This is a genomic window from Prauserella rugosa (assembly GCF_000719975.1).
Taxonomy (GTDB): domain Bacteria; phylum Actinomycetota; class Actinomycetes; order Mycobacteriales; family Pseudonocardiaceae; genus Prauserella; species Prauserella rugosa.
In genome coordinates this window covers 287,801-303,877 of sequence record NZ_JOIJ01000004.1, presented here as the reverse complement: position 1 = coordinate 303,877, position 16,077 = coordinate 287,801, and the positions used below count along the sequence as shown (strand labels likewise).

Annotated in this window: 14 protein-coding genes and 2 pseudogenes; 4 read left to right on the top strand and 12 right to left on the bottom strand. The window is 70.0% G+C overall.

Translation table 11 applies throughout. From position 1 onward, the window contains the following. Positions 1 to 66: 66 nt before the first annotated feature. From IF64_RS27890 to IF64_RS0108125, 5 genes and pseudogenes are all read right to left on the bottom strand, one after another. Positions 67 to 609: pseudogene (locus tag IF64_RS27890) on the bottom strand (MSMEG_1061 family FMN-dependent PPOX-type flavoprotein); the annotation flags it as partial. An 87-nt stretch (positions 610 to 696) separates the two neighbouring features. Beyond that, positions 697 to 1,590 (bottom strand): annotated as a pseudogene (locus IF64_RS27885) (ABC transporter ATP-binding protein); the annotation flags it as partial. 125 nt (positions 1,591 to 1,715) lie between these two features. Next, positions 1,716 to 2,729 carry a FecCD family ABC transporter permease gene (locus IF64_RS0108135; protein ID WP_030531418.1) on the bottom strand — a complete coding sequence of 338 codons (1,014 nt, stop codon included), beginning with the start codon at positions 2,727 to 2,729 and terminating at the stop codon, positions 1,716 to 1,718. A 122-nt stretch (positions 2,730 to 2,851) separates the two neighbouring features. Further along, positions 2,852 to 3,868: a FecCD family ABC transporter permease gene (locus IF64_RS0108130; protein ID WP_425468466.1), complete on the bottom strand. Its 1,017-nt coding sequence runs from the start codon at positions 3,866 to 3,868 to the stop codon at positions 2,852 to 2,854. 3 nt (positions 3,869 to 3,871) lie between these two features. Beyond that, positions 3,872 to 4,894, bottom strand: a complete 1,023-nt coding sequence (locus IF64_RS0108125) for an iron-siderophore ABC transporter substrate-binding protein (protein ID WP_030531416.1) — start codon at positions 4,892 to 4,894, stop codon at positions 3,872 to 3,874. Positions 4,895 to 5,119: 225 nt separating this feature from the next. On the opposite strand from IF64_RS0108125, the gene IF64_RS0108120 reads away from it, so the two are divergent. Next, positions 5,120 to 5,548 carry a Fur family transcriptional regulator gene (locus tag IF64_RS0108120; protein WP_030531415.1) on the top strand — a complete coding sequence of 143 codons (429 nt, stop codon included), beginning with the start codon at positions 5,120 to 5,122 and terminating at the stop codon, positions 5,546 to 5,548. A gap of 30 nt (positions 5,549 to 5,578) precedes the next feature. Continuing rightward, complete coding sequence (gene katG / locus IF64_RS0108115; RefSeq protein ID WP_030531414.1) at positions 5,579 to 7,783, top strand: catalase/peroxidase HPI; 2,205 nt, start codon at positions 5,579 to 5,581, stop codon at positions 7,781 to 7,783. A gap of 75 nt (positions 7,784 to 7,858) precedes the next feature. Here the strand turns inward: katG and IF64_RS0108110 are convergent, their stop codons facing one another. After that, positions 7,859 to 9,370 carry an MFS transporter gene (locus IF64_RS0108110; RefSeq protein ID WP_036875970.1) on the bottom strand — a complete coding sequence of 504 codons (1,512 nt, stop codon included), beginning with the start codon at positions 9,368 to 9,370 and terminating at the stop codon, positions 7,859 to 7,861. A 137-nt stretch (positions 9,371 to 9,507) separates the two neighbouring features. On the opposite strand from IF64_RS0108110, the gene IF64_RS0108105 reads away from it, so the two are divergent. Beyond that, positions 9,508 to 10,077, top strand: coding sequence for a TetR/AcrR family transcriptional regulator (locus IF64_RS0108105; protein ID WP_030531412.1), 570 nt, complete (start codon positions 9,508 to 9,510; stop codon positions 10,075 to 10,077). Positions 10,078 to 10,110: 33 nt separating this feature from the next. On the opposite strand, the gene IF64_RS0108100 is transcribed toward IF64_RS0108105, so the two are convergent. Next, a complete protein-coding gene (locus tag IF64_RS0108100; RefSeq protein ID WP_051757558.1) occupies positions 10,111 to 11,547 on the bottom strand; it encodes an MFS transporter in 1,437 nt (478 codons plus the stop codon). 206 nt (positions 11,548 to 11,753) lie between these two features. Between IF64_RS0108100 and IF64_RS27650 the strand changes: the two genes are divergently transcribed. Further along, a complete protein-coding gene (locus tag IF64_RS27650; protein ID WP_211252541.1) occupies positions 11,754 to 12,266 on the top strand; it encodes a hypothetical protein in 513 nt (170 codons plus the stop codon). Between the two features lie 15 nt (positions 12,267 to 12,281). Here IF64_RS27650 and IF64_RS0108090 read toward each other — a convergent pair whose 3' ends face one another. From IF64_RS0108090 to IF64_RS0108070, 5 genes are all read right to left on the bottom strand, one after another. Then, entirely contained in the window at positions 12,282 to 12,629 is a 348-nt protein-coding gene (locus IF64_RS0108090) for a type II toxin-antitoxin system PemK/MazF family toxin (RefSeq protein ID WP_030531409.1), read from the bottom strand. A gap of 5 nt (positions 12,630 to 12,634) precedes the next feature. Beyond that, on the bottom strand, positions 12,635 to 12,910 hold the full coding sequence (locus IF64_RS0108085; RefSeq protein WP_051757557.1) for a hypothetical protein: 276 nt from the start codon (positions 12,908 to 12,910) through the stop codon (positions 12,635 to 12,637). Positions 12,911 to 13,027: 117 nt separating this feature from the next. Further along, positions 13,028 to 14,353, bottom strand: coding sequence for an MBL fold metallo-hydrolase (locus tag IF64_RS0108080; protein ID WP_030531407.1), 1,326 nt, complete (start codon positions 14,351 to 14,353; stop codon positions 13,028 to 13,030). A 210-nt stretch (positions 14,354 to 14,563) separates the two neighbouring features. After that, positions 14,564 to 15,304: a class I SAM-dependent methyltransferase gene (locus IF64_RS0108075; RefSeq protein WP_030531406.1), complete on the bottom strand. Its 741-nt coding sequence runs from the start codon at positions 15,302 to 15,304 to the stop codon at positions 14,564 to 14,566. A 432-nt stretch (positions 15,305 to 15,736) separates the two neighbouring features. Continuing rightward, positions 15,737 to 16,048, bottom strand: a complete 312-nt coding sequence (locus tag IF64_RS0108070) for a WhiB family transcriptional regulator (protein WP_048808187.1) — start codon at positions 16,046 to 16,048, stop codon at positions 15,737 to 15,739. Positions 16,049 to 16,077: the final 29 nt, after the last annotated feature.

Sequence of the window (16,077 nt, the reverse complement as noted above, 5' to 3'; positions counted from 1 at the left end):
GACGACACCAGCCTCGCGTGGTGCTGTGGCGATGAGGTGCAATCCGCGTGGTTCCCGTAAGCCGGGTCAGGACTCGGCGCGGCGCGCGTCGCGAAGTGCCGCGTGTGCCTTCAGCAGCGTTCCGGCGGTGGGAAGGCTCTCGGGCGATGGCCACGTCGCCGTGTCCCACAGCTTCGACCGACTGAACGCGCGTCCACAGTGGACGAAAACTTCGGTCACGGTGACCACGATCGCGAGTTCCGGCGGCGTTCCCTTCACGGCGAATCGGTCCCGCAGCTCGGCGTCGCGGCTGATGGCGGCCGTACCGTTCACCCGCACCGTGTGCTCGGTACCCGGAACGAGGAACAGCATGCCGACGTGCGGATTGCGCAGGATGTTGCGCATGCTGTCGACCCGGCGGTTGCCTGGCCGGTCGGCGAATGCGATCGTCTGCTCGTCCAGGATCAGCGCACTGCAGGACTCGTCGCCGCGAGGGGAGACCTCGACGGTGCCGTCCGGTGCGCCCGAGGCCAACAGGAACAGCGGTGAGGCCTCGAGGAACCGCCGTGTCTCGGCGTCGATCGCGGGCGCGGCCTTGTCGCTGATCACCGCGACCGGTTCCTCGACGATCTCGCGCAGCTCGGATTCCGAGGTGACGGTCGACTCAGCGGGCGACGGGACGTCGCCGTCCGCGGGGCCGGTCGTTCGGCTCTCGCTCGCGACATGATTGCGCCCGATGGGGACCACGAGCGGGGTCAGCGACACCGGGTCGTCGATCACGCGGCACGGCATCGCGAAGACCTCGCGCACCAGGTCCTCGGTCACGACCGAGCGCGGCGCCCCTTCGGCGACGAGCCTGCCCTCGGACAGGACGACCAGGTGGTCGGCGTAGCGAGCGGCGAGGTTCAGATCGTGCAGCACGGCAACGATCGTGGTGCCCTCGGTGCGGTTGAGGTCGGCCAGCAGATCGAGCACCTCGACCTGGTGGGTCACGTCGAGGAACGTCGTCGGCTCGTCCAGGAGCAGCACGTCGGTACGTTGCGCAAGCGCCATGGCGATCCACACGCGCTGGCGCTGACCGCCGGACAGCTCGTCGACGGAACGGTCGGCGAGTTCGAGTGTGTCGGTCGCCCGCATCGCGTCGGCGACGGCCTTCTCGTCGGCATCCGACCACCGGCCGAACCAACCCTGGTGCGGAGACCGGCCGCGTCCGACGAGGTCGGTCACCGTGATGCCCTCCGGGGCGGTGGGTGACTGCGGCAGTACGCCCAGCTTGACCGCGACCTCGCGGCTGGGCAGCGTGTGGATGCTCTTGCCGTCCAGGTACGCGGCGCCGGACGTCGGGCGCAGCAGCCGTGCCATGCCGCGCAGCAACGTCGACTTGCCGCACGCGTTGGGGCCGACGACGACGGTGAACCCGCCGGGCGGCACGGTCACCGAGAGCGCGTCCACCACCGTGCGATCGCCGTAGCCGAGGGTGATGTCCTCGGTGTGCACGGTGGTGGCATGCGCAGCGCGCGACACCGCCTCGTCGCGGTCGCCGGCGGTGTCCCGGGCGCTGCCGTGCGCGCTGTCGGGGGCACTGTCCGTCGCCACGCTGCTCTCACTCATCTTTGTCCCCTGTCCTGCACTACCCGCGTGCCGCCTTGTCCGCGCGGTGCCGTGCCCGCGTGTTGCACTGTCCGCATGCTGCCGTGCCCGTCTGCTGCACTGTCACCGGTTCTGCGCGGCATCCGTCACGCTCCGCGTCCCGCGCGATTGTTCTTGGCCAGCAGCCACAGCAGATAGGGGGCCCCGACGGCGCCGGTGACCACCCCGACGGGGAACTGCTGCGTGCCGAGCAGATGCTGCGCCGCGAAATCCGAACACAGCACGACGAGCGCACCCACGAGCGAGGCCGGCACGACTCCCGGACGGGCCCCGCCGAGCAGTCGCGCGGCGATCGGCCCGGACAGGAACGCCACGAACGAGATCGGGCCCGCGGCCGCGGTGCCGACCCCGATGAGCCCGGTCGCGGTGAGCAGGAGCGCGATCCGCGAGCGTTCGACCGGAAGTCCCAGTCCGCGCGCCGAATCGTCGCCGAGCTGCAGAGTCGGCAGTGCTCTGGCCAGCACCAGCGCCAGCGGCACCAGCACCGCGAGCGAGCCTGCCAGCGGGAGGAGCTTCTCCCAGGTGCTGTCGTAGAGGCTGCCGGTGCGCCACAGCAGCGCCTGTTCGGCGTCGGTCATGTCGGCGCGTGTCATCAGGAACGACACGACGCTCAACAGGGCCGCGTTGACGCCGATGCCGATCAGCACGAGCCGGTAGCCGTTGATGCCCCGCTGCCAGGCGAGCGCGTAGATCAGCGCCGCCGCGGCGATCGAGCCGGTGAACGCGCCCGCCGACACGACGAACCCGCTCGCACCGAACGCGACGATGCACAGCACGGCGGCGGCACTCGCGCCCGCCGAGATGCCGAGCACGTCCGGACTGGCCAGTGGATTGCGCAGCAGTCGTTGGAACAGCGACCCCGCCAGTCCGAAGGCCAGCCCCACCAGCGTGCCGGTGATCGCGCGGGGGAGTCGCAGGTCGAACAGCACGTAGTCGATGCGCGGCAGGCTGTCCCCGGCGAACGCGGCGAGCAGATCGGGGATACCGATCTGGAAGTCGCCGACCGAGAGCGATCCCAGGAACACGACCACAAGCGCGGCCAGCAACGCGGCCGTCACGAGGTGGGCGCGTCGGCGTTCGCGTCCGCGGGCGCGAGCCACGCGTGCGACGTCGGCCGCCGGTACCGGCTTCGCGGACTCGGCGCCGGACGGAGCGGGCGGAACAGATGCCGGTGTGCTCGGTGGCGTTCCCGGTGATGTCCGATGCGGCGTCGCGGGCGGGGTCATAGGCGAGCCAGCTTCCTCCGCCGGACGAGCAGCACGAGCACCGGTGCGCCGAGCAGCGCCGTCACGACCCCGGCCTGCACCTCGCCGGGTCTGGCCACGATGCGGCCCAGCACGTCGGCCAGCAGCAACAGGATGGGTGCGATCAGCATCGACAGCGGCAGGATCCGGCGGTAGTCCGGCCCGGCGACCATGCGCGCCACGTGCGGCACCGCGAGCCCGAGGAACGTGATCGGGCCTGCGAGTGCGGTCGCGGCTCCGGCGAGCACGACCACGGCCACCCCGCACAGCACGCGGTCGGTCGTCGTGTTGCGGCCGAAGGAGCGGGCGACGTCGTCGCCGAGGGACAGTCCGTTGAGGACCTTCCCGAGCAGCAGCGCCCCGACGATGCCGACGGCCAGGAACGGCAGCGCCTGCCAGACGATCGTCATGTCGCGGCCGGCGAGCGTGCCGACCTGCCAGAAGCGGAACCGGTCGTGGGTCGCCGGGTCGGTGAGCAGTACGGCGCTTTGCAGCGAACTCAGCGCGGCCGTCAGCGCAGCACCGGTGAGCGCCAGTTTCAACGGCGACGCGCCGCCGCGGCCCAGGGAGCCGATCGCGTACACCACCGCGGACGCTGCTGCGGCCCCGGCGAATCCGAACCAGACGTAGCCGGTCAGGCTCGTCACGCCGAACACGGCGATGCCGATCACCACGAACAGGGCGGCACCGGCGTTGACGCCGAAGATGCCCGGATCGGCGAGCGGATTCCGCGTGACGCCCTGGATCAGCGCGCCCGCCAGCCCCAGTGCGGCGCCGACGAGCAGACCGGCGAGCGTCCGCGGGATGCGCCGTTCGGCGACGATCAGGTGGTCGGTGTTCTCCGGGTCGAACGAGGTCAGCGCGTCGACCACGGTGGAGAGCGAGATGTCCTTGGTGCCGACCGCGAGGCTCAGCACACACGCCGCCACCAGCAGCGCGCCGATGCCCAGGACCTTCCCGGCCGTCGCCGGGTTCCGCACGCGCAGCTGTGTCACGGGTCAGTCGCCGAGGGTCTTGGCGAGCATCGGCACCACCTCGTCGAGTGCCCACGACAGGCCGACGACCGAGTTGCTGGAGAACGCCAGGGAGATGTCCTGATCGCTCAGCACCAGGTCGTTGCCCTTCTCGACCGACGGGACGGCCTGGTAGAGCGGGTCGCCGGTGACGTCCTCGGGCTTGGCGCCGATGAGGAACACGGCGGTCAGGTCGGCGTCCAGCAGGTCGAGCCGCTCGTCGGAGATCGGCACGGAGAACCCGCGACCGCCCGGCTGGCGCTCCACGCGCGGGGAGTTGACGAACCCGAGCCGCTCCATGAACTCGACGCGGCCGTCGCCTTCGAGGTAGGCGCCCCACGCGTCCGGCAGACGCGAGGCCAGCACCATCTCCTTGCCCTTGAACTCCGGGTGCTCACTCGCGACGCGGTCGAACTTCGCCTCGAGGTCGTCGCGCAGCTGCTCGGCCTTGTCCTGCCTGCCGAGCGCCTTGCCGATCATGTCGAGCTGCTGCTGCCACGTGGTGAGGTAGTCGTCGGCGTTCTTCGGGAGGCTGACGACGGGGACGCCGATCTCACTGAGCTTGTCGTGCCGCGAGCGCTCACCGCTCGAACGCGTGTCGAGGATCAGATCGGGATTGAGCGCCGCGACCTTCTCCATGTTGACCTCGAGCGTGCCGAGCTTCTCGGGTGCCCGCTCGTACTTCTGCGGTGACCACGGCCCGAGTCCGTTGCCGCCCACCTCGAGCCAGTCGGCGACCCCGACGGGCTGCACGCCCAGTGCCATCGCCACCTCGGCGTCGGTCCAGCCCAGTGCCACGACGCGCTGCGGAGGCTTCTCGACGGTCACGTCGCCGAACTTGGTGGGGATGGTGACCGGGAACTGGCCTGCGTCTGCGGAGGGGTTGAGGTTCGCACCGCCCGAGTCGGCCGACTCGTCGCCGGTGGTCGTACAGCCGGTCAGTGCCACGAGGGCACCGGTGAGCAGCACGGCGAGCAGAGCCCGCAGGGGGCTGACGGCACGACGCATGAGTAGGCCTTTCGGGGGACAGTCGTTAACTGTGCCTACCCTAACTTCGGCAGTCGTGCAGGGGAACGCCAGTCCCGCGTGTCGGGCGCCACCACGGGGGATCGGTGGGGATCGCTGGGTTTCGCTGCCGCGACGGCGGCACCCGTTGCCGGCGGTTCGTTCCGCGGGGTGACGCACGGGGAGTCATTCTTGATTGATTCAAGATTTTGCGGCAGACTTCCGGCCGTGTCGACAGCCACGGATTTCGAACAGCTGCTGCGCGGGGTGTCCCTGCGCGTCACCCGCCCGCGGGTGGCGGTGCTGTCCGTGGTGCACGAACATCCGCACGCCGACACCGACTCGATCATCGGGCTGGTGCGTGCGGAACTCGGTGAGGTCTCCCATCAAGCTGTGTACGACGTGCTGCGTGCGTTGACAGCCTCCGGCCTGGTCCGGCGTATCCAGCCGATGGGATCGGTCGCGCGTTACGAGACGCGGGTCGCGGACAACCACCACCACGTCGTGTGCCGATCCTGCGGGGCCATCGCCGACGTCGACTGCGCCGTCGGCGAGGCACCGTGCCTGGACGCCTCCGACGACCACGGCTTCGTCATCGACGAGGCCGAGATCATCTACTGGGGCCTGTGCCCCGGCTGTTCCGCAGTTAGTTCCTGATCAACGCTGATCCACCTGAAGGGATTTCCATTGTCCGAGAGCAACGAAGCGGCCGCGGGCGGCTGCCCCGTCCTGCACGACCAGGGACTGCCGCACCCGACGCAGGGTGACAGCAACACGGTTTGGTGGCCGAACAGGCTCAACCTCAAGATCCTCTCGAAGAACCAGCCCGCCTCCGACCCGATGGGCGAGGACTTCGACTACGCCAAGGAGTTCGAGTCCCTCGACCTCGCCGAGGTCAAGAAGGACATCGCCGACGTTCTGACCACCTCGCAGGACTGGTGGCCCGCCGACTTCGGCAACTACGGCCCGCTGATGATCCGCATGGCCTGGCACAGCGCGGGCACCTACCGGGTCAGCGACGGCCGCGGCGGTGCCGACGGTGGTCAGCAGCGCTTCGCCCCGCTCAACAGCTGGCCGGACAACGTCAGCCTGGACAAGGCGCGTCGTCTGCTGTGGCCGGTGAAGAAGAAGTACGGCAAGAAGATCTCGTGGGCCGACCTGATGGTCCTGACGGGCAACGTCGCGCTCGAGACGATGGGCCTGAAGACGTTCGGTTTCGCGGGCGGCCGCGTCGACGCGTGGGAGCCGGACAACGACGTCTACTGGGGCTCCGAGACCACGTGGCTCGGCAGCGACAAGCGCATCTCCGGCGGTGAGGACAAGCGGGAGCTCGAGCAGCCGCTCGGTGCGACCCACATGGGCCTCATCTACGTGAACCCGGAGGGCCCGGAGGGCAAGCCGGACCCGGTGGCCGCCGCGCGCGACATCCGCGAGACGTTCGGCCGCATGGCGATGAACGACGAGGAGACCGTCGCCCTGATCGCCGGTGGGCACACCTTCGGCAAGACCCACGGTGCCGCCCCCGACTCCAACAACGGCCCCGACCCGGAGGCCGCTCCGCTCGAGGCGCAGGGCCTCGGCTGGAAGAACGGTCACGGCACCGGTGTCGGCCGCGACGCCATCACCAGTGGTCTCGAGGTGACCTGGAGCCCCACGCCCACCCAGTGGAGCGGCTGGTTCTTCCACAACCTGTTCGCCTACGAGTGGGAGGTCTACCAGGGCCCGGGCGGTGCCTGGCAGTGGCGTCCGGCCGGCGGCATCGCCAACAACACGGTGCCCGACCCGGAGACCGGTGAGCTCAACCGCCACCCGAGCATGCTCACCACGGACCTGGCGCTGCGGTTCGACCCGATCTACGAGCCGATCTCCCGCCGGTTCATGGAGAACCCGGAGGAGTTCGCCGACGCCTTCGCGCGTGCGTGGTTCAAGCTGACCCACCGCGACATGGGCCCGAAGGACCGCTACGTCGGTCCGGAGGTCCCGGCCGAGGACCTGCTGTGGCAGGACCCGATCCCGAAGCCGGACTACGTGCCGAGCGAGGCCGACGTCGCCGAGCTGAAGGCGACGATCGCCGACTCGGGTCTGACGGTGGCGCAGCTGGTGTCCACCGCGTGGGCGGCCGCGTCGACGTTCCGCGGCAGCGACAAGCGGGGCGGCGCCAACGGTGGCCGCATCCGCCTGCAGCCGCAGATCGACTTCGAGGCCAACGAGCCGGAGAAGCTGAAGCCGGTGCTGGCGAAGCTGGAGGAGATCCAGACGTCCTTCGCCAAGCCGGTGTCCTTCGCCGACGTGGTCGTGCTGGCCGGTGTCGTCGGTGTCGAGAAGGCCGCCAAGGCCGCGGGCTTCGACATCACGGTGCCGTTCACGCCGGGCCGCGGTGACGCCACGGCCGAGCAGACCGACGTCGAGTCGTTCTCGCACCTGGAGCCGCGCAACGACGGCTTCCGCAACTACTACGGCAAGGGCAACCCGCTGCCCGCCGAGTACGCGCTGATCGACAAGGCGAACCTGCTGACGCTGACCGCGCCGGAGATGACGGTGCTGCTCGGTGGCCTGCGGGTGCTGGGCGTGAACTACCAGGACTCGAAGAACGGTGTGTTCACGGCCAACCCGGAGACGTTGACGAACGACTTCTTCGTCAACCTGCTCGACATGGGCACCGAGTGGGAGCCCACCACCGAGGCCTCCGACGAGTTCGTCGGCAAGGACCGCGCGACCGGCGAGGCCAAGTGGACCGCCAGCCGCGTGGACCTGCTGTTCGGCTCGAACTCGGAGCTGCGCGCGGTGGCCGAGGTGTACGCCGCCGACGACGCGAACGAGAAGTTCGTCAAGGACTTCGTCGCGGCGTGGGACAAGGTCATGAACCTCGACCGGTTCGACGTCAAGGCCTGATCCCGGCCTGACACACGCGAAACGGCCCGTCGTCCGGGGATTCCCGGCGGCGGGCCGTTTCGCGTCGCAGGCCGCTCAGCGCGCGACGCCGGAGGGTTCTCGCTGTCGCAGGCCGGCGGTGAGCGCACCCGCGGCGGCGAGTGCCGCGGCGAACAGCCCCGCCGTCGCGGCGGCCGTGAGCCCGTCGGTGTAGGCGGCCAGCGCCTCCTCGCGGAGGAGGGTGCGGTGCGGCTCGTCGAGACCTCCTGCGGCGGTGAGCGTGGCGGCGACCGTGTCGGAGGCGTGCGCGGGAACCCTGCCGGCCGCCGCGTCCGCGATCCCCGACGCGTAGACGGCGCTCGCGACGGTGCCGAACGTCGCGATCCCCAGTGCACCACCGAATTCCGTGCTCGTCTCCGAGAGCGCGGAGGCCGCGCCGGCTCGTTGCGGTGGAGCCGTCGTCAGCACGAGCGAGTTCGCCGCGGTGGCCGTCATGCCGACCCCCGTCGTCAGCACCGTGTAGCCGGCGAGGAACACCCCCAGTGATGTGGCGGGCTCGCCGAACGCGACGACGCCGAGTCCGGCGGCGGTGACCGTGAGTCCGGTCGCGAGGAGAACCGGTGGGGGCATCCGGCCCGCGAGCGCGGCAGACGCCGCCGAGCCCGCGATCGCGCCCGCGAAGGTGGGAAGCGCCCACAGCGCCGACTCCAATGCGGACAGACCGTGCACCAGCTGCAGGAATGTGAACGCCAGCGCACCCAGACCGGTGGTCGCCAGTGCGACGACGGTGTTCGCACCGATCGCCGTCGCGAACGGGGGCTTGCGCAGCAGTCCGACGTCGAACAGCGGGTGGGCGGCGCGCCGGGAGTGCGCGGTGAAGCCGGCGCCGGCTGCGAGCGCGAGCAGGGCCGCCGCGGCGGCCAAGAGATCGGCCCCGCCGTCGGCGACCCGTTTGAGCGCGTACACCGCGGCCAGCGCGGTCGTCAGGGACAGGGCCGCGCCGGCGAGGTCGAACGGTGCCGGGGTGGGGTTGCGTGATTCGGGCAGCAACACGGGCCCCGCCACGAGCAACAGCACCATCACCGGCACGTTGATGAGGAACACCGCTCCCCACCAGAACTGGTCGAGCAGCATCCCGCCGACGATCGGCCCCGCGACCGATCCTCCGGAGAACGCGACGGTCCAGGCGCCGACCGCGATCCGGCGTGGCCGCTCGTCGGTGAACATGGTGCGGATGAGCGCCAGGGTGGACGGTGCGAGCGTCGCGCCGCCGATCGCGAGCATGGCCCGGCCGACGATGAGCAGCTCGGCGTTCGGCGCGTAGGCCACGATCGCCGACGCCACACCGAACAACGCGGCGCCTGCGAGCAGGAGGCGTTTCCGTCCGAACCGGTCGCCGAGCCCGCCCATCGTGACGAGCAGTCCGGCCATCACGAAGCCGTAGATATCCATCGCCCACAGCCATTGCCCCGACGTCGGCTCGAGCGCCTCGGTGATCGCGGGTGCCGCCACGAACAGCACCGAGATGTCCATCGACGTCAGCAATGCGGGCAGCAGCAGGACCACGAGGCCGCACCAGCTGCGGGCGGTGGTGGAGTCGGTGCGCATGCCATTTGATTGTACGTACGTCAAAATCGAGCGCAAGATGTACGTACGTAAAAACGAGCAGGTCAAGGCCATCAATTGCCGTGGAGCCCGGAGCCGCCTCGTCGAAGCCCCGGTCGGAGGCGGCATAGTGGTACGCCATGAGCCAACGTGAGGATCTTCTGGCCGGCGCGCGGCGCTGCCTCGTCGAGAAGGGGTACTCGCGCACGACCGCGCGCGACATCGCCACGGCGGCCGGTTCGCACCTCGCGTCCATCGGCTACCACTTCGGCTCCAAGGACGCGCTCATGAACCTCGCCGCACTCGAGGCGCAGAACGAGTGGGGCGACATGATCGAACGCGCCGTGCGGGCGACGGCCGGAGCTGACCCGGTGCAGCGGCTCCGGGTGGCGATGCGGGAACTGCTGGCGTCGTTGCCGGAGCATCGTGAACTGGTGATCGCCACCGTGCAGGCGTACGGGCAGGCAGAGTTCGACGAGGACATCCGGGACGCCCTCGCGGACGCAGGAAGACAGGCCAGGGTGGAACTCGCCGCGATGGTGCTCAACCGCGACGCCGGCGAGATCGATGCCGCCACCGCCGACGGGCTCGGCGCGGTGGTTTACTCGATGATCGTGGGCCTGGCCGTGCAGTTCGTGCTCACGCCCACGACGATCCCCGACGGCGATCAGGTCGCCGCGGCCATCACCCGACTCGCTGGCGACGCGTAGGCCTGCGACGGAGCACGCGCCCGGCGGGTGCGGTCAGCCCGCCTCGCGCTGCCGACCGTCCGACGAATCGGCCGCCGCGTCGTCGCGTGCTCGCTCGCCGGAATCGCCGGTGTTTTCCTGTGCGGCGCTCTCCGCTGCGGTGTTCTCCTCGGCGGCGCGTTCCCCGTCACCGTTCTTCTCGTCAGTGTTTTCCTCGTCGGTGGCCTGGTCGCGGACGGCTTGTCTCGCCGCCTCTTCGCCCGCTTCCTCGTCGCGCTCGCGTTGCTGCTCGCGTTCCTGGTGCTCCGCGCGGCGCTGGCTCTCGCGATAGCCGTAGGCCGCCTGACGGACCGCCTGGTCGGACTCCAGACTCGAGCCGAGTGCCCCGGCGATCCCGCCGAGCGTGGTGAACGCCCACGCCACCGCCAGATACGTGCCGACGGTCGCCTCGCTGCCGAGCATGCTCGTCAGCAGGGAGGCCGGAAGGATCAGCCCGGCCAGCGCGAAGTTGACGGCGAACAGGATCACCTGCAGCACCACCACGCCGATGATGAGGGTGAGCAGGGTGGAGGCGTTGTACAGCCGCGCCAGCTCCGGATCCGATCTGGTGTTGTCGCGCTTCTCCCACAGATCGTGGGCGGCGATCAGCCAGATCACCAACGCCGCGATCGCCGTGAACGTGGTGAGTATCTTGAAGCCGATGTCCAACTGGTCGCCGACCATCCAGATCGTGCTCGACGACAGTCCGAACGCACTCGTCGCGACCGCGGCCGCCAGCGCGCGCGACAGTCCGAACACGAGCCGCCACGGCCGGTTCGTGCGCACCATCCCCGACAGCAGGCGCAGTACGCCGCGTTTGCCCGGAGTCACGTACCGCACGTCGAGGTGACTGTCCTCGAGCGTCGCCACCTTCCGCCGGATCGGCGCGATGCCGCGGATGACGCCGCTGCTCAAGCCGTGCCGGTGCTCCACGTGCGACTCGCCCGGCTCGTGCCGCTCGCCGTAGTCCTCGTGCAGGTCGTCCAGCACCTGCCGCACCACGCGATGGATCCGCCTGCGGGTCTGGAATCCGCCGATCCCCGGTACGGACATGACCGCGACCCCGCGGTCGTGGTCGACGTCCGCCACGACCGGGCCGTCCTCCGAACGCACCGGCAGGTCGGTGATGCAGATGGCGTAGGTCCAGCCGTGCGAATCGCACAGATGCGCCGTCTGCTCGAGGATCTCGGATGTGCCCTTCAACGACGCCGTGACCGGGTCGGCGTCCACCTCGATCCGCCAGCCCTCGCCGAGCTCGTCGGGGAGTGTCTCGGCCAGGTGATCGGCGATCGCCTCCGGCATGTCGGGATCGGCGATGAGCCCGAGCACGATCGTCCGATCCGAGCGTGTGTCGGGCTCGCCGGCCGGGTCGTCGGGTCCGTTGGTCACGGACTCCTCCGCCGGCTCGTCGGCGTCGGCATGTCCGGAGGACTCGGCGGTTCGGGAGGACAAGTCGGTTTCCTGCTCTCGTGGTCGACGGTCGGCTCGGGCGTTGGCGCGTACCCCTCGGTCGTCGGAGGGAAACCGGCGAACCAGCCGGTTCGGCGATCGAGGGGAACCCCACCACATCCGATACCCACCATGACAGTTGATCACGCGCGGGGCGAGGCGGATCGCGATGTCCGCCGACCCTCGCACGCCGACGAGGAGGTATCCAGGTGAGAGGCATCCAGGTGAGGAGAAGACCGTCGCGACTCGCCGTCCTGCTGGCAGGTGTGGCCACCATCGCCGCCACGGGGGCGACCGCGGCATCCGCACAGGAGAGCGCGTCCGCCGTCGAGCGGGACGAGAGCGCCCGGCCCGCACTGGTCCACGCCGCCGAGGTGAACGAGTGCCGGTTGAACGTGCGCACCGGACCGGAGGTCGGCGCGTCGGCACTGACGACCCTGACCTGCGACAACTACACCACCTGTGTGCAGTCCGGCTCGGAGCCGTGCGCGCCCTACGTCGTCGGCGGCACCTACAGCTGTGTCGGTTCCGACGGTGAACAGGTCACCGACAACCGGTGGGCCGAGGTCGCCTACCGCGCTCCCGAACGCGCGTACGTCGCGGTCTCCTGCGCGGCGTTCCTCGAACTCCCCGACGGGAAGTCGCCCGCGCCGGAAGCCGCCGCGGTCACGTCTGCCTCGAACGCCGCTGCCTGGGGTACGGCGGGCGCGGCAGCCGCGTAGGCACGCGGAGGCGCGTCACAGTCCGAGGTGGACGCGCAGCGCCTCGTCCACCTGTTGCAGCAGCTTCGGCGTCAGCCTTCCGAGGCGGGCGCCGAAGCGCTCCACCGCGATCGACCGGACCTGTTCGGCCTGCGCTTTCGAATCGGTCTGCAAACCGCATTCCCCGGCGGGCAGCAACACCTGGAACGGGTAGACCCGCTTCGTGTTCGACGTGACCGGTACGACCGTGAGCACGCCGCGACCGAGCCGCGCGGCCGTGTCGTTCGCACCGTCGTTGCTCACGACGATCACCGGCCTGCGCTTGTTCGCCTCGGTGCCGCGGACAGGCTCGAAATCGGCCAGGTAGACGTCACCGCGCCGCATGGGCGTCAGTGCGCGAGGCCGTCGGCGGTGGACGACTCCCAGATCTCGGCCTCGTCCGAGGACTCCCACTCGTCCCAGGCGTCCGCGTACGCATCGGACAACTGGGACGCGCGGAGCAGCTCGATGGCCTTGTGCAGCACCGCGGACCGTGAACCGATCTCGAACTCGGCGGCGTAGCGGTCCACGAACGCGATGTCGACCGTGGGCAGGCTGACGCTCACCTTCGTGGTGCGCGACGTGCGCTGCTCGCGGTCCTCACGCTCGGCAGCCCTGGTGGTCATACCGTCATCCTACTCCGGGTGGGATGCGGGTGGCAATCCACCCGTCGCCTGCTGTGCCACCACGGTGGCCTCGACGGTCTCGGTGGCCTTGGTGGCCTCGGTGGCCCTCGACGACGCTCAGGCAGCGGCGGCGAAGTCGTCGTTGATCGACACGACCCGCCGGCCCGCCGCGTCCAGCAGGGACGCCGCGATACCCGCGCGATAGCCGGACTTGCAGTGCACCCACACCTCGCCGTCCGGGATCTCGTCCATCCGGTCCAGCAACTCGTGTAGCGGGATGTGCACCGCGTCGTCGAGATGCCCCTCGTCCCACTCCGAACGGCGCCGCACGTCGAGCACGACGACGGGCCGGTGGTGACGCACCTGGGCGAGGTCGGCGAAGCACGCGGTCTCGAAACTGCGCAGCTCACCGCCGAACGCCCACTCGCGCACGTTGCCGGTCGCGGCGGCCTCCAGTCGGTCCACGCCGATCCGCACCAGCTCCCGCTGGGCCTCGGCCACCTGCTCGACGGTCTCGCCCAGTAGGGTCAACGGCGTACCCCACGGCAGCAGCCAGCCGAGGTACGTCGCGAACCCACCGTCGATGCCGAAGTTCAGCGTGCCGGCCACGTGTCCCGCCGCGAACGCCGTGCGGGTGCGCAGATCGACCACCCATTCGCCGGCGTCGATGCGCCTGCGCAGCTCGGCGGCGTCCGCCCGGTCGGGCAGGGTCAGGTCCGGCTCCGAGGGGCCGGCCAGGTTGGCGGGCGCCATGTGTGCGTAGTAGGCCGGGTAGACGTCGAGGCCCGCGATGAGCGACTCGACGTACGACTCCTCGTCCACGGTCAGGGCCGGGTTGACCTGCTTCTCCCTGCCGATCGTCGAGGAGTCCCCGGACGTCGGCGTCGCCGAGCAGAAGCTGCCGAAACCGTGCGTGGGCATGATCCGGGTGTCGTCGGGCAGTTCCTCGGCGAGCCTGCGCGCGGAGGCGTGCTGGGCGTGTGCCAGGTCCTCGGTGTGCTCTGGCCCCAGCAGATCCGGCCTGCCCGTCGAGCCGTAGAGCAGCGATCCGCCGGTGAACACCACCGGTGTCGCCCCGTCGGCTGTCGCCGCATACGACAGGTGCGTGAAGGTGTGCCCCGGCGTGGCGAGCGCGCGGACGCGCATCGAGCCGACCTCGACGACGTCGCCGTCGGAGATGGGGGTGCGTTCGAAGCCGACGGGATCGTCGGCGTTGACGTGGTAGGCGGCCCCGGTGAGCCGCGCCAGGGCCAGGCCGCCCGTCACGTAGTCGTTGTGGATGTGCGTCTCGAACACGTGCGACAGGCGGACGCCGCGGTCCTCCAACAACGCGAGTACTCGGTCGATGTCGCGTTGTGGGTCGACCGCGAACGCCACCCGCCCGTCGTGCACGAGGTAACTGCGATCGCCCAGCGACGGCGTGTCGATGGTGATGATCTCCATCGGCGGTGTGCCCCTCCGCTCCCGTTCGATGCGCCGGCAGAGCCGGGCGGTACTCCACGAACGGTAGCAGCGGGAGCGGCCGGGGAGGGGCGAGAACCGATCCGCCGAATCCGCCCGCGTCGCAGTGAATCCCGTGAATTCTGTTGTCTCGCGGTGAAACAAAGGCGCCGTGAAGCGCCGGGTCGCGAGACCGGAGCGGCCGGTGCCGCGTCACGACTCCGTCGGCGTCCGAGCCACGAGCAGGACCGACTGGCCGAACGGCACGCGCACGTTCTTCTCGATGGCCTTCGTGACGGGCACGACGTAGCGGTCGTAGAGCGAGACCAGCTTCGGGTTCGGCGAACCCGTGCCGCCCTTGCGCACCGCGGCCCACCAGGCGAACGCGCCCAGGAAGTTGACCGGCTTGGAGACCTCCACGGACAGTCCCGCGCGGCGTGCGGCCTCGGCCGCGGTACGCGGGGTGTAGCGGCGGAAGTGCCCGACCATGCGGTCGAACTCGCCGTACAGCTGCATGTAGGCGGGCACGAACAGGATGATCTTGCCGCCGGGGGTCACCGAGCGGGACAGGCTGCGCAGCGCACCCGCGTCGTCCTCGATGTGCTCGAGCACGTTGATCGCCAGCAGCGTCTCGACGGGCTCGTCGAGGCGGCCGCTGCCGTCGCCGTCGAACTGCTGGACCTCGACGTCCTTGCGGTCGGCGAACCGGGCCTTCATCTGCTGCACGGCTTCGGGGTCGACGTCGGTGACCACGTAGCGCTCGGCGTCGTGGTAACCGGAGACGAACTCTCCGTCGCCCGCGCCGATCTCGAGCACCGAGCGTCCGGCGTACGGCCGGATCAGTTCGCGCTGGTACTCCATGTACCGGGGCTTGGCGTTGTCGCTCTCGAGGCTGCGACCCGTCGCCGCGGCGAACGCGCCCTGGCCGTCCTGTGTCGTGACCTGCTGTGTCAAACGTGCCCCTTCCGGTATGCCGGACCCCGGGGGTGGGCTTGTGCGACTGATCAGGTGACAACGCCGCAGAGCGACACCTTCAGCGCATCCGACCCCAGTGCCTGGGCTTTATTTCACGCGTTGTGCCTGTTCGGGTTCCCCACCGTAAGGCACCTCAGTTATCGAACATCACCCAGGTTGATGCGTACCTGTTATGAATAGCCACACGGCGCCGTGTGTGATTGGAATCGCAGCGCAGCGCCGCTTCGTTACCGGCGTGCCGGTCGGCTATGCATGCATATATGCACCATGGGGCGACGTCGGGGGTCGTCCCATGGTGCATGCGGATCGGTGCATATCCGGACATTTCCCTCCGGATGGGGGATACCTGGTGTGTCGAAGGGGGCTCGTCGGGTGGTGCCGGGGGACCACCACCCGACGAGCCGGTCCGGATCAGGCCGCGTGCGGAGAGTTCCGGTCGCGCCGCTTGCGGGCCAGCTCCCGGCGTTCCTCCTGGGTGAGGCCGCCGAAGACCCCGAAGTCCAGTCCGGACTCCAGCGCGTAGCTCAGACACTGCTCCCGGACGGGGCAGCGTGCACAGACGGCCTTGGCCTGCTCCGCCTGCTGAGCGCCGGGGCCCATGGCGGAGACGGGGAAGAACAGCTCCGGGTCCTCGTCGCGGCAGGCGGCGTCGTCGACCCAGCCCAGATCCTGGGTTCGGTCGAACGTGTCCCTGACGAACGTGGTCTTCTCTGGTGTGGTCATGGTCTGCCGCCCTCCTTTCGCGGCGTGGT